Annotated in this window: 9 protein-coding genes; 7 read left to right on the forward strand and 2 right to left on the reverse strand. The window is 63.3% G+C overall.

The window, feature by feature from the left end; translation table 11 throughout:
- Nucleotides 1–490 precede the first annotated feature (490 nt).
- From SH412_RS10485 to SH412_RS10505, 5 genes are all read left to right on the forward strand, one after another.
- Entirely contained in the window at nt 491–3,391 is a 2,901-nt protein-coding gene (locus SH412_RS10485) for a hypothetical protein (protein ID WP_336523464.1), read from the forward strand.
- A gap of 77 nt (nt 3,392–3,468) precedes the next feature.
- Nucleotides 3,469–4,119 carry a (d)CMP kinase gene (cmk, locus tag SH412_RS10490; RefSeq protein ID WP_336523465.1) on the forward strand — a complete coding sequence of 217 codons (651 nt, stop codon included), beginning with the start codon at nt 3,469–3,471 and terminating at the stop codon, nt 4,117–4,119.
- A 365-nt stretch (nt 4,120–4,484) separates the two neighbouring features.
- Entirely contained in the window at nt 4,485–6,704 is a 2,220-nt protein-coding gene (locus SH412_RS10495) for an FdhF/YdeP family oxidoreductase (RefSeq protein ID WP_336523466.1), read from the forward strand.
- Between the two features lie 212 nt (nt 6,705–6,916).
- On the forward strand, nt 6,917–7,585 hold the full coding sequence (locus SH412_RS10500) for an OmpH/Skp family outer membrane protein (RefSeq protein WP_336523467.1): 669 nt from the start codon (nt 6,917–6,919) through the stop codon (nt 7,583–7,585).
- A 266-nt stretch (nt 7,586–7,851) separates the two neighbouring features.
- Nucleotides 7,852–8,919 (forward strand): alpha/beta fold hydrolase, encoded by a 1,068-nt coding sequence (locus tag SH412_RS10505; protein WP_336523468.1) that lies wholly within the window; start codon nt 7,852–7,854, stop codon nt 8,917–8,919.
- A 78-nt stretch (nt 8,920–8,997) separates the two neighbouring features.
- On the opposite strand, the gene SH412_RS10510 is transcribed toward SH412_RS10505, so the two are convergent.
- Together SH412_RS10510 and SH412_RS10515 are read right to left on the reverse strand one after the other, a co-directional pair.
- Nucleotides 8,998–9,246, reverse strand: a complete 249-nt coding sequence (locus SH412_RS10510) for a hypothetical protein (protein WP_336523469.1) — start codon at nt 9,244–9,246, stop codon at nt 8,998–9,000.
- A 112-nt stretch (nt 9,247–9,358) separates the two neighbouring features.
- Complete coding sequence (locus SH412_RS10515; RefSeq protein ID WP_336523470.1) at nt 9,359–10,294, reverse strand: DUF1559 domain-containing protein; 936 nt, start codon at nt 10,292–10,294, stop codon at nt 9,359–9,361.
- Nucleotides 10,295–10,620: 326 nt separating this feature from the next.
- On the opposite strand from SH412_RS10515, the gene SH412_RS10520 reads away from it, so the two are divergent.
- A complete protein-coding gene (locus SH412_RS10520; RefSeq protein WP_336523471.1) occupies nt 10,621–11,940 on the forward strand; it encodes a 3-keto-disaccharide hydrolase in 1,320 nt (439 codons plus the stop codon).
- An 86-nt stretch (nt 11,941–12,026) separates the two neighbouring features.
- Nucleotides 12,027–13,328: an IS4 family transposase gene (locus SH412_RS10525; RefSeq protein ID WP_419555790.1), complete on the forward strand. Its 1,302-nt coding sequence runs from the start codon at nt 12,027–12,029 to the stop codon at nt 13,326–13,328.
- Nucleotides 13,329–13,438: the final 110 nt, after the last annotated feature.

Raw genomic sequence — 13,438 nt, forward strand, 5'->3', positions numbered from 1 at the left:
GAGCGCAGTTTGAGCAGTTCGCCAAAACACCACGAACGAGCATTCTCCGTCGGAACCGACGGTCAATGGACTCACATTTCAGATCGAATGCAGCAACAGATGTTGATCGGTCAGCGTGAAACACCGGCCGAACTCTTCGCGGAAAGGAGGAAAACATCGTGACGTAAGTCTCGATTTTCCCATCAACAGGCTATACCGGGACATTTCGAGTTGTCAACCAGAAAACCGAGTTCAGAAAAGGACTTCCGACAAATCCTCACTCCGTTTTCACATCCCCGCCCGTCCCCTTCGGAACAATCGGACGGATCGGGTTTCACAAATTGAGACGTTCGGGCGATCGGGAAAGTTCCCGATGATTTTTGAAACAGTCCGCCGAGCAAGACCACGCCTTGTCGCCCCGTTATGATGACGGGCTGATGCAACGATGAAACGGCCCTCCCCGCCGCCGAGAGTCCTCGCCGCACGACGTGACGCAAGGAGCTGCCGCGAAATGGCTTACAGCGAAGTCACCGTTCTGATTCCCTGCCACAGCCTCGAAGACTTCCCCACTGAGCAGGGGGATAAACCCGCCTCCAGCCTGCTGAACGCCTTTGCCGCCGCCTGGCACCCGGCCGCACTCGCGCTGACCGGCGAACTCCCCCGCTGGCACCGGGCCGACGAACCCCCGGAACCCCGACCCGATCAGATTTTCCTCATTCCTACGATTTGCGAAGACTGGCTGCCGCACGGCTGGGTCGAGCGTGCCCGGGAGGCCGGGGCTGTTGTCGCGGTGAATCTTGTCGACCGGAGCGAATGGGTTGCGGCTGTTTCAGAAGCGGTCGAAGCCGCTCCGGAGCTCTCTGCGGACATCATTGCCGATTTTCTGGCCCTCGGGACCGTCTGGCTCGAAGTCGAACTGCTGACCCGCCGGATGCGCGGCTACGAAACGGTCGACCATCCGCGACTTCGACAGCGCTCCGTGGCGGCGGCCCGGTCGGCGCTGGCCGGCGACCTCGAGACGACCGAAACGCACCTGCGCGCCTGCTTCGAATGTCTGCTCGAAGCCCGCGAGCGGATCTATCCCATCGAGTGCTACCTCCTCGATCTCTGCCTGCTTACGCCCGACGTTGTGAAGGACGACTTCGCCGAACGGCTGCAGAACTCGCCTCCGACGAGCCTGCTTGTCACCGGACGCGACCTGCAGACGATTTTCACCGAACGCCCGAACCTGCGAGAGACCCTGGCCCACGCCTGGACCGAACGCAAGATCGCCGTGGTTGGCGGGGAAGCCGACGAAGCCGCCACGGGACTGATGCCGCTGGGGGCCGCGCTGGAGCAGCTCATTGCCGGACATGCCACCGTTCGCGAGCTGCTCGGCCGCGCGCCGAAAATCTGGGGCCGGCGACGATTTGGCCCGCTGGCGCAGCACCCCCAGCTTCTGACTCGGTTGGGGATGCAGGCCGGGCTGCATCTGGTACTCGACGACGGCATCTATCCCGACTCCGAGTACAGCAAGTTCCGCTGGTACGGGACCGACGATTCGATTGTCGACGCCATCAGCCGGATTCCGCTTGCGGCGGATTCAGCGTCCAGCTATCTCCGCCTGCCGGTGCGGCTGTCGGAGTCGATGGATCACGACCAGGTGGCCGCGGTGATCCTGGCGCGTTGGCCGGATGTCTCCGCGCCGTGGTTCGAGGACTTGCGCCGGATGCAGAAGTTTGCTCCGGTCCTCGGCCGGATGGTCACGCTGGAACAGTACTTCGAGCAGACCGAAGCCACCGGCCGTATGGGAAAGTACTACCCGCGGGAGTATTTCTCGCCCTATCTGATCCAGCATGTCGCCCGCCGGGAACCGGCCCCGATCAGTCGCTACGCAACTTCGTACCGCCAATGGCAGCAGTTCGAAGCCCTCGACTGGTGCCGGGCTGCGGCCGCGGCCGTCTGCGGACAGCCGATCGAGACCGATGAGTCCCGCAACGTGCTTCGGCACATCGTGGCGGCCCACCCCGACGCCGAACCGGCTGCCCGCGAAGCGGCGGCGGCCCCGCTGGCACTGGCTGCCGAGGAATGGCCGGCCCGCCTGGCGAAGGTGGTTTTGCACGGCGCTGCCAATGGCCACGGATTCCTGTTGCTCAATTCCCTGTCGTTTCGTCGGCGCGCCGTGGTGTCGCTTCCGGGTCTGAAGTCGGCGCCGAAGGTTCAGGGACCGATTCGAGCCGTCCAGTTTTCTGCCGTCGCTCCCGACAAGAACGCGGTTGTCGTCGACCTTCCGCCGTGCGGATTCGCCTGGATTCCCGCGGATGAACGCGGCCCGAATCCCGCGCAGCCAAAGCAGCCCCTCGCTGAGGCGGGCGCCATTCGCAACGAACTGCTGGAAGTCAGCATCAGTGAAGCGACGGGGGGGATCAGCCAGATCCGCCTGCAGAATCGCCGGGCCAATCGGTTGAGTCAGCAGTTGTCGTTTCGGTTCCCTCGCGAGCGGACGATCCGGATCGGCGAAGGCGACGAGGTTGAGGTGATCAAGACGCAGTACGCGGAGGCGCGCCGACTGCATACGGAAGTGACCAGCGCCGGTCCGACGTACGGCGAAGTCGTCACGAGGGGCGAGATTGTCGATCAGACCAACAGTCAGCGTCTCGCGACGTTCCGGCAGACACTGCGGATCTGGCGCGGCCTGCCGCGTATCGAAGTCGAGATCGAGCTTGGCGAGGTCCGACTGCCCGAAGGGGACCCCTGGAACAATGCTTTCGTCTCGCGGTTCGCGTGGAACGACAGCACTGCCGCGGTGACGCGATCGGTGCTGGGAGAAGCTCACGGTTTCAGCGGCGAGCGGGTCGAGACGCTCGATTATCTGGAGATCGCCGGCGAAGGAGAGCGGGCCACCATCATACCGCACGGGCTTCCATTTCACCGCAAAACGGGGCCGCGGATGCTCGATACGCTGCTGATCGTTGCGGGAGAAGAGTGCAGAACATTCCGTTTCACGATTGCCATCGACGAAGCGTGGCCGCTCGCCGTCGCGCGAGATGCGACGATCCCCCCGCTGGTGGTTGAGTCCCCGGCCGGCCCGCCACTGATGGGAAATACCGGCTGGCTGTTTTCTGTCGACGCTCGCAACGTGCAACTTCTGCGAGTTCTTGAGAAGATGGATCGACCAACCGACGAGGAGCCCTGGGAGCACGATATTCCTTCGACGCTTCCGGAAGGTTCCGGCTGGGCGGTCCAGCTGCAGGAAACGGAAGGCCAGGCGCGTACGGTGCGGCTGAAGTGCTACGGCAATCCGACGTTCGCCCGCAAACGGGACCTGCGGGGGCGCTCGCTGGGCGAGCTGACGATTGATGGCGACGCCGTCGTGATCGAGATGGGCCCGCACGAGCTGATCGATGTTGAATTGAGATTTGCAGCAACGTAGGGCCGGCTGTGCCGGCCGAATTGTGCAGTCCCTGAGTCCAGATCGCCCGGCGTACGCCGACCCTCCGCGAGATCCCGATGATTGTGACGATTGATGGCCCCGCAGGCACCGGCAAGAGCACTGTCGCGCGACAGCTCGCCGACCGGCTGGGATTTGAGTTTCTCAATACCGGGGCGATGTATCGCGCCGTAGCACTGGCCTGCCTGCGGCGGGGTGTCGATCCGGCCGCCGACGCCGCTGCCGACGCGGTCGCCGCCCAACTTTCGATTCGCTTTGCCCATCACCGCCTGCTGCTGAATGACGAGGATGTGACCGAGGCGATCCGTCAGCCCGAAGTCAGCCATGCGGCTTCACAGGTCGCGGCAATCCCGGCCGTCCGCGCGCGGCTGGTGGAACTGCAGCGCGGGGCCGCTGAGGGCATCGATCTGGTGACCGAAGGACGGGATCAGGGAACCGTGGTCTTCCCGGAGGCGGAATGCAAATTCTTCCTGACGGCCTCGCCCGAGGAGCGAGCGCTGCGACGCCAGCGGGAACTGGCCGAGCAGGGGCAGGACATCCAATTGGAGGAGATCCTGCAGCAGCAGACGGAGCGCGACGATCGCGACCTGAACCGGACTGTGGCGCCGCTGAAGCCTGCCATCGACGCCGAGATTCTTGACACATCGCACATGCCACTCGCCGAAGTTCTCGACCACCTCGAACGGCGAGTGCGCGCAGTCCGACCGTAAGACGAATTCGGATGGAGAGGACGTCGCGACGGAGGCGCTGAGAAATCTTGGAAGAAGACTCTGGAAAATGAAATGCATGAATCGAGTCGTGATGAGTCCGGATTGAATGAAGGACATTGCACTTTGCGACTCAGGATCGCGTCACGATTCACTGTTCACGCTACGGGCCATCCCCCCGGGGATGTGTTTTCTGCGTCTTCCGCCGCTGTGTGGTGAAAACGGCCCCCCCACTTCTACGGCCCTGTTGCCGGTCTGTCACAGTCGGCTGGTCCGGGCGTCGACCATCGCATAAGATGGAGCCGATGGCTCCGCGCCGCTGCCACAACGTCGCCGGTCGCGGTCTTTGCTGCTGAGAAAGACATTCCATGAGACGCGTTCGCACCGGGGGCGGCTGGCCGGCCCTCTTCTACACGCTTCGAAAAGCCCGCGAAGTTGGCGGGATTTGGAAGCTCTGGAAGGCGATGCGCTCGAAGAACGCCTGCAAGACCTGTGCGCTGGGCATGGGGGGGCAGGGCGGCGGCATGGTAAACGAGCGCGGGGCCTTCCCCGAAGTCTGTAAAAAGTCGCTGCAGGCGATGGCCGCCGACATGCAGGGCGCCATCCGGTCCGACTTCTGGTCGACCTATTCCATCGCTCAGCTTCAGGCATTCACGCCGCGGGAGCTGGAGTCCTGCGGCCGGCTGGTCGAGCCGGTCCTTTACGAACATGGAAGTCAGTATTACCGGCCGATTTCCTGGGACGAGGCTTTCGAGCGAATTCTCGGGCGACTCAAAACGCTGTCGGCTGACGAGACATTCTGGTACTTCAGCGGCCGCAGCTCGAACGAAGCCGGCTTCCTGCTGCAGATGTTCGCCCGCATCTATGGCACGAACAACGTCAATAACTGCAGTTTCTACTGTCACCAGGCCAGCGGCGTCGGGCTGAACAGCGTGCTGGGAACCGGCACGGCCACGCTGTTGCTGGAAGATGTCGAACACGCCGACCTCGTCTTCATTATCGGCGGCAACCCCGCCAGCAACCATCCGCGGCTGATGAGCACCCTCAAGCACATCCGTCGGCGGGGGGGCGAAGTCATTGTCATCAACCCGCTGGTCGAGACGGGACTGGTCAACTTCAGCGTCCCCAGCGATCCGATCAGCCTGCTGTTCGGGACGAAAATCGCCACCCAATACGTCCAGCCGCACATCGGCGGGGACCTGGCGCTCCTGACGGGCATTGCCAAACGCGTGCTCGAACTGAATGCGCATGACGAGACCTTCCTGGTTCAGCACTGCGATCACTGGCCCGAGTGGAAGGTCCGCCTGCAGTCGGTGAGCTGGGACGAGATCTACGACAAGTCGGGCGTCGGACACGACGAGATCGAAGCGATGGCGCGGAGCTATGCCCGGGCGAAGAATGTTGTCTTCACGTGGACGATGGGCATTACGCACCACACGCACGGCGTGCAGAACGTGGAGGCTATCGCCAACCTGGCGCTGCTGCGGGGCATGGTCGGACGGCCGAACGCCGGGCTGCTGCCGATTCGCGGGCACTCGAATGTGCAGGGGATCGGATCGGTCGGCGTGACCCCCAAGCTGAAGGACGCGATTTTCGACCGGCTGCAGTCGCACTTCGGCGTCACTCTCCCGACGACGGTCGGTCTCGACACGCTGGCCTGCATGGAGGCCGCCGACCGGCAGGACCTCAAGTTCGGCTTCTGCCTCGGCGGAAATCTCTACGGTTCGAACCCCGACTCGGCATTTGCGAAGCAGTCGCTCAGTCGGCTGGAGACGCTCGTCTCGCTGAACACGACGCTCAACACCGGACACGCCTGGGGGCTGGCGAAGGAAACGATCATCCTGCCGGTCCTCGCCCGCGACGAGGAGCCGCAGCCGACCACGCAGGAGTCGATGTTCAATTACATCCGCATGAGCGACGGCGGACCGGCCCGCCTGCAGGGGCCGAAGAGCGAAGTCGAGATCATCGCCCGCATCGCCCGCGGGACGCTTGGCGACAATGGTCCGGTCGACTGGCAGGCGATGCAGAACACCAGCCGGATTCGCGAGGCGATTGCGAAGATCGTTCCCGGCTTTGACAAGATCGCCGACATCGACCGCACGAAGAAAGAATTCCAGCTCGACGGTCGGACGTTCCACACGCCCCGGTTTCCCACAGCCAACGGAAAGGCGCAACTCCAGGTTCACGATTTGCCGGTCCTCGTCGGAGCCCCCGAAGAACTCCGGCTGATGACGATTCGCAGCGAGGGGCAGTTCAACACGGTCGTGTACGAAGATTATGACCTGTACCGAGGAATTGACCGTCGAGACGTCATTCTGATCCATCCCAATGACTTGCAGCGACTTGGGCTCACCGACCGCCAGCGGGTGACGATCACCAGCGACACGGGCCGCATGGACGGCATTGTGGCGGTGGCCTTCGAGCAGATTCGGGCCGGAAATGTGGCCATGTACTACCCGGAATCGAACGTGCTGGTCCCGCGGAGCAGCGATCCCCGATCGCGGACCCCGGCCTTCAAACTGATTCCTGTGCGAGTTGCCGCATCCGCGGCCGTCGCCGCGCGGCCTCTGCCCGTCCTCTCCCGCTGAACAGGTCACCCGCCCGATCCGCTTGGGCGGATCGTTGAGTACAAGGGATTGTGGTCGGCGGATTTTGCCGAAGGCCGCCGGTTTGGCGGCAACTCCTTCGGTGGACGCGATTTCTGCGAGAAACTCCTCTTCGCGCACTCCGGATTCGTCGCTAATGTTCGCCGCGCCTTGAAACTGTTCCAACCGTTTTCCATCCGCGAAGGGAGTTTTGGATGCGACGTATGGGAGTCATGCTGGCTTTGTCCGGCGCCGCAATGTGGTTGTCCGGGTGTGGAAATCAGGGGACCGCTCCGCAGGCCGCCACGGCGCCGAAGGGCGGCATGGCTGTCGTCGATCTGGACGCCATCGCTCAGTCTCTGGGGCAGACCCAGCGAATCAAAGATGCCGTGACCATGCGGCAAAACGCGGTCAATCAGCAGTTGGTCAAGCTGCAGGAAGGCTATCGGGAGCAGCTTGCCGCCAAGCAATCGGAACTGGGCGAAGAAGCCACCGAAGAACAGAAGCAGCAGCTCGCCCGGATGACCAATATCGCGGGGCAGCAGTTGGGGGCCGCAAAGCAGCGTGGCGAGCAGGCGCTGACGGCGTATTCTCGCGAAGCGATCAGCAAAGTGGCCGCCGATCTGCGTGCCGAGATCCGTCCGATCTGCCAGGAAATTGCCGCCAAACGCGGACTCGGGATCGTCGTTCCTAAGAACGAAGGTTTCCTGCTCAGCGTCGACCCCGGCGTGGACATCACTGCGGAAGTTCTCGAAGCCCTCAAGGCTCGTCGTCCTGCGGCTCCAGCAGTCGCAGCTCCGGCTGCTGCCGCAGTTGCCGCTCCGATGCCAAGCGACGACGCCACAGCCGCTCAGCCCGCACCGGCCGGCGAAGAACGTCAGTAGTCGAAGTCTCTCCGCTGTAATTCGTTACGCGAAGCGGCACGCCCCTGAAGTGGAGCGTGCCGCTTTTTTTTCCTATCCGGCGCGGGCTCCGCACGGAGTGGTGGACATTGCGGAGAGGAGAACCTTTCGGGCTTGTTGCAAAATCTCATCAGCCGGAGCAGGAAACGGTCGAATGGAACAGGTGTGTCGTTCGGCAATGATGTCGAAAGACCAGCCCAGGGTCCGGGCGCCAGTCTTTGTATTGACGGTGCCGGCAGGACTTTTCGATGCGAATTCATGGCTCGTTGATCAGTGGTCTGCTTCTGGCCGCGTGGCTCTTGCCTGGACAGCTCTTCGGGCAGGAGGCTGCGCCGATTTCGCGGCCATCCGCGGTCGGAAGCCGATTCTGGGTCGTCAGCACTCGTGACGGCCGCGAAGTCGAAGGTGGTCTGGCGCCGGCGGAGTTTCGCGTCTGGCGCGGTTCCTCCCGCGGTATTGGCGGCGAGTGTCGCCTGGAAGACCTTGTCGGGAGTCTTGCTCCGCAGACGCCGCTCGCGGTGATGGTGCATGGCAGTTTCGTCGAGTGGAAATCCGTCGCACGCGACGCCTTCCCCACGTTCTGCTGGTTGCAGGGAAGTTCGCCCTCCACGCCGCTCAATGTGATTCTCTTCAGTTGGCCGAGTGATGACACGCCGCAGATGAATCTGGCGGCCGACGTCAATCTGCTCGGCCGGCGGGCCGGGCTGCAGGGAATGTATCTCGCCGATCTTCTGTCACGGATTTCTCCGGAACATCCCGTCTGTCTGATCGGGCACAGCCACGGCGGGCGAGTCGTCGCCGCTTCCCTGCATGTTCTGGGGGGCGGACAGGTCGAAGGCTGGCGTTTTGGCGGCGGCCAGTTCCAGGGGCATCGCATTCGAGCGGTGCTGGCGGCCGCCGCGTTCGATCATCATTGGCTGAATCCCGGAGAACTCTATGATCGGGTTCCGGGGCGGGTGGAGAAGTTGATCAATCTGGTCAATCAGGAAGACCTGCCGCTCGTGATTTATCCGCTGCGCAGTCCCGCGCTCTCGCAGGCCGTCGCGCTGACGGGCTTCAGGCCCGCTGATCGTCGGGCGATCGGGCCGAATGCCGGCCGGCTGCTCGATATCGACGTCACCGATCTGATTCAGACGCGGCATACCTGGGCGAATTACTATCGCCAGCCGGAGATTGCGGCGCTGATCCGACCGCACGTGTTTTTCGACGGCACCGACGATCCGGAAGCGGTGCAGAAATCGCTGCAGAAGCTTTCGGCCGGGCCGATCCGGGAGTCTTCGGCCGAGACCGAAATCCCACCAGGCCGAAGTAAATAGCAACGGGCCGGCGATTCCCTCGGAAGCGCCGGCCCGTCAGTTTTCGATCACAGAAGTCCGGCTCGGCGCCGGCGCCTTTCAATTGCGGCCGCGCTGGGCCCGCTCTTCTTCCTCGACGCGCTGTGCTTCGGGTTTGGCCGCCTTGACCGTACTCTCGAAGTGCGCACGCTCCTCGGCATCGACTTCGGCCATATGCTGCCGGACAGCCTCTTCATTGCCCTCGTAGGCAATTCCGTCCGAATTGGCGCTGCCGCAACCTGGCAGGATGGTCAGGCCGGCGAGAAGTGCGGCGGCGAGAGACCAGGCAGAGAATCGAGACGTTCGCATCGGATGCAGATCCTGAACGAGTGGAGTTCGATGAAAGCGCCAGCCCGGCGGATCGTCTCTCCAACTGGCGGGCTGACGCGTGAATTGAAATCGGAAGCGTTGACGCCAGCGTCTAGAACTCGCCAAGCGTTTGACCATCGTTCCGGACGCAGAGCCGGCGGAACGTTTCGGCGTCGACGTTGTAGGAGATGGAACGGACTGAACCGTCGACGAGCACTGCGTTGAACGCGCCCGCGTGAGACGATCCGAATCGCTCGCTCCAGTAGGTGGCTACGGTGCCGTCCGGGCGCACCTCGGGAGGCACCGGCGAGGCCGTCGGTCGTCCGGTATCGTATTCAAAGTCGCTCTGAGGGGTGTACCGGGCGTTCCGGATCTCATCCTGGTCCCAGCCCGAATTCGGCCACGCCTCGTTGTCGCCGCCACTCTTGCCGAAACCCATCGGGTTCTGCTGCTTTTCGCCGATCAGCAAGGTATTTGACGTTCCGTCGGTGATCAGTGCAAAGTTGACCGGAGTGCTGCAGGCTCGACGTGCAATAGCACCGTTGTAGCTATTCATTCCGTCGCCGCCATTGCCCGCATAGTCGCTCTTGGCGGAGCTGCCGTACATCATCGGAGGACGGCGGGAAGGACAGAAATAGACGCCGATCGCTGTCTGGTAGACCTTCGTGTCGCTCGGCTCGTTGTACAGATTGGCCTGCTCGATTTGCGGCAGGATCTGATACATCCAGTTCCATCCGCCGCGCCACTTCGAGTTACAGCAGGCGAGACTGCCGCTGCACGGCCAGGCGCCGACGGGCAGCGTCCGCTGGTCGTCGGCACCGCCATCCGGCAGGAAGCTGTAAATGTCGACGTAGTTGTGACACGCCAGGCCAATCTGCTTGAGCTGGTTCTTGCACTGCGTCCTGCGGGCGGCCTCGCGGGCCTGCTGCACCGCAGGGAGCAGGAGAGCGATCAGGATCGCGATGATCGCAATCACAACCAGCAGCTCAATCAGAGTGAAGCCCCTAGGGCGCGTACGGCGAGACAGATCGGGTGAGGCGAGAGTCACGGCAGGTCCTTCTCAAATGAGACGTTACAAAGGCAGGAACGCCAACCAGGCGTTACGAGTCCGGCAGGTGAGGAGTCGGGCCCCCTCCCCAAGGCGAGGGGGGTGATTACACCGAGAGGTTGTGAAGAATCGTTGAACGGATTGTGAATAAGCGTAAATACCTATAACGCTTCAGCGGTTCGTCGGTGAAAACCGTCTGGCTCTCCGAATGGCCAAGGAGAGTATCGAGACATTTGCCCGCCCGGCGCACGTCCTCGCGGCATGCCCCGGACGCCGGTAGACTGGCGCCTGCCGTTGCGCCGTGATCCGTCCCGGGAGAAACATTGATGACTCGATTTCTGTCGATCGTGCTGATGGCCTGTGTCGCCAGTGCGCATGCCGCCGAAGACGGCTTCGTCCCGCTGTTCAACGGCAAGGATCTCGCCGGCTGGAAGATCGTGAATGTCGCCCCCGGCACCTTCACTGCGCGCGACGGAATGATCGTCAGCACCGGCAAGCCCACAGGCACGCTCCGCACCGACCGGATGTACGAGAACTTCATCGTCGAGCTGGAATGGCGGCATCTGCAGCCGGGCGGCAATGCGGGGTTGTTCGTCTGGGGCGATCCGATCACGCACGTCGGCGTGCCGTTCTCCCGAGGCATCGAAGTCCAGATTCTTGATGGACGAGAGACCGCCAGCTACACCAGCCACGGGGATGTTTTCTCGATCTGGGGCGCCCGGATGAAGCCCGATCGCCCCCATCCGAATGGTTCTGAACGCTGCCTGCCGAGCGAAAAACTCTGCAAGCCTTCGCCCGAGTGGAACCACTACCGCGTGACCTGCCGGGACGGCGTCCTCAAATTGGCCGTCAATGGCAAGGAAGTTTCCGGGGCCAGCGAGTGCCGGCCCCGGAAGGGTTACTTGTGCCTGGAATCGGAAGGCTCGGAGTGCCATTTCCGCAATCTGCGGATCAAAGAACTCCCCTCGACGAATCCTGCACCTGAAGAAATCGCCCTGGAAGCCACCGGGTTCCGGCCGCTTTACACCGGGGTGGATCTCAGCGGCTGGAAAGCAACCGACGAGCACCAGGCGCACTGGAAGGTCAATGACTGGAAGCTGAGCTATGACGGCCAGTGCATGGCCGCCGATCCCCATCTGTGGACCGAGGAGGAGTTCGGCGACTTTGAACTGATCTGCGACTGGCGGTTCACGGGCAAACCGGTGAAGAAATCCTGGTCCCGGATTCTGCCGTCAGGCCTTGATGCGCTGGATGCAGACGGAAAGCCGGAGTTGATCGAAGTCGACGATGCCGGGGACAGCGGACTCTATTTGCGCGGCAGCGACAAGTCGCAGGTCAACATGTGGTGCCGTCCGGTCGGGTCGGGGGAGGTCTACGGCTATCGCACCGACGCCGGCCAACCGGCCGAAGTCCGTGGCGCAGTGACCCCCAAGCTGCGGGCAGACAAGCCCGTCGGTCAGTGGAACCGGTTCCTGATCACGATGCGCGGCGATCGACTGACGGTACGGCTCAACGGCGAGCTGGTGATCGAAAACGCCCAGTTGCCGGGTGTCCAACCTCGCGGACCGCTCGCACTACAGCATCACGGCGACGCCATCGAGTTCGCCAGCATCCTGATTCGCGAGCTGCCGCCCGAATCGCCGTAGGGCAGGCTCCCGCCCAATCTCGTTCGGCACGCTTTTTGCGCAGGCCGATTGAGATTGTAGTCTTTCTCCCTGCGGAGGGAGTGGCGATGGCGGAGAAGGGGCTGACGGAGGAGGAGCGGCGGGAGCTGATTGGTCCTTTGGCCGGGACCGTCCTGCTGCGGCGCATCTTTCCGCTGCTGCAACGATTGGCTCCCTGCGGGACAGAACGCGACACCGCTCGCAACCGGCAGCTGTTCTACAGCCAGTATGCCGCGCTCCTCCTGATCGGCTTCTTCAACCCCGTTCTCAAGTCCGCCCGGGCGCTCGTCGCAGCCTCGGGACTGAAAAAGGTCCAACAGCTCGCCGGCGGGCAAAAGGTCTCGGCCGGGGCCTTCTCCGAGGCCTCGTCCGTCTTCGATCCCTCGCTCCTGGAAGGACTCGTTCACGAACTCCGCCGCCAGTTCGCCCGGCATCAGTTCCGCGTGAGCCGCAGCGGTCGGCTGGGACGCCTTCCCAACCCGATCGTCGAACGTCTCGTCGCCGTCGACGGGACCGTGCTGTCGGCCTTGCCGCAGATCGCCGCCCGGCTGGGACGCGGTTCTCAAGGCCAGTGGCGGCTGCACACCCAGCTTCGCATTCACGACCAGAGGGTCGTGGCCTCGACCCTCACCGAGGAGCCGGCCAAAGGGCCGCACTCCGAGCGCGCCGTCACGCTCCAGCAGATCCAGGCCCGCGAACCGCAACCCGCCGGTGCGCCGGGAGACCTTTATATTCTGGACCGGGGCTATCGCTCGGCCGTGGTGTTCAACGAACTGGTCGAAGCCCGCTGCGACTACGTCTGCCGGCTCAATCGCGGGGACGGTCGCGTGGTCGAGGGACCGGTCAACGACGCGAACGGTCATGCGGTTCAACTCCCCGCGCTCACCGAAGCCGATCGCGCCGCGGGGGTCGTGGCGGATGAACTGATCGCGCTGGGCGGCGGCAGCGGAGCCAGTCCCGCAAGAACCAATCACGTCGTGCGGCGGATCACCGTCGAGCCAGTGCCCGGTCGACCAAGTTCGGCAAGGCAGGGGCGGCTTCGCAGCGACCAGACCGGGCGGGAAGGCCTGATCCTGGCCACGACGCTGCTGGATCTCCCGGCCGAACAGGTGGTGCTAATCTATGAATGCCGGTGGCAGATCGAGCTGTTCTTCCGGTTTCTGAAGCAGGTGCTGGGCTGCCAGCAACTGCTCTCGGCGAAGACGCGGGGCGTGGAGATCCAGCTCTACTGTTCGCTGCTCGCCGGGCTGCTCCTGGCCCTGGCGACGGGAGGCAACCTGTCGCGTCGAGCGTATGAAATGGTCTGTCTCTACATGACCGGCTGGGCCGACGACGAAGAACTCCTCGCCGCCTTCCCCCAGCCGCCATAGATTATGCAAGCACCGTGCCGAACGAGATTGGGCGGGAGCCTGCCCTACGCTGCCAACCCGAGAATCAGGGTTGTTTGGAAAATCTTCGTTTTCCCTCGCCACTAACCACT

This window comes from Planctellipticum variicoloris, assembly GCF_030622045.1.
In the GTDB taxonomy this organism is placed as follows: Bacteria; Planctomycetota; Planctomycetia; order Planctomycetales; family Planctomycetaceae; genus Planctellipticum; species Planctellipticum variicoloris.

Excerpts from the sequence above, each read along its gene's own strand:
- SH412_RS10505 (WP_336523468.1), top strand. The coding sequence starts at position 7,852 with ATGCGAATTCATGGCTCGTTGATCAGTGGTCTGCTTCTGGCCGCGTGG.
- SH412_RS10500 (WP_336523467.1), top strand. The coding sequence starts at position 6,917 with ATGCGACGTATGGGAGTCATGCTGGCTTTGTCCGGCGCCGCAATGTGG.
- SH412_RS10520 (WP_336523471.1), top strand. The coding sequence starts at position 10,621 with ATGACTCGATTTCTGTCGATCGTGCTGATGGCCTGTGTCGCCAGTGCG.
- cmk (WP_336523465.1), top strand. The coding sequence starts at position 3,469 with ATGATTGTGACGATTGATGGCCCCGCAGGCACCGGCAAGAGCACTGTC.
- SH412_RS10525 (WP_419555790.1), top strand. The coding sequence starts at position 12,027 with ATGGCGGAGAAGGGGCTGACGGAGGAGGAGCGGCGGGAGCTGATTGGT.
- SH412_RS10510 (WP_336523469.1), bottom strand. The coding sequence starts at position 9,246 with ATGCGAACGTCTCGATTCTCTGCCTGGTCTCTCGCCGCCGCACTTCTC.
- SH412_RS10485 (WP_336523464.1), top strand. The coding sequence starts at position 491 with ATGGCTTACAGCGAAGTCACCGTTCTGATTCCCTGCCACAGCCTCGAA.
- SH412_RS10495 (WP_336523466.1), top strand. The coding sequence starts at position 4,485 with ATGAGACGCGTTCGCACCGGGGGCGGCTGGCCGGCCCTCTTCTACACG.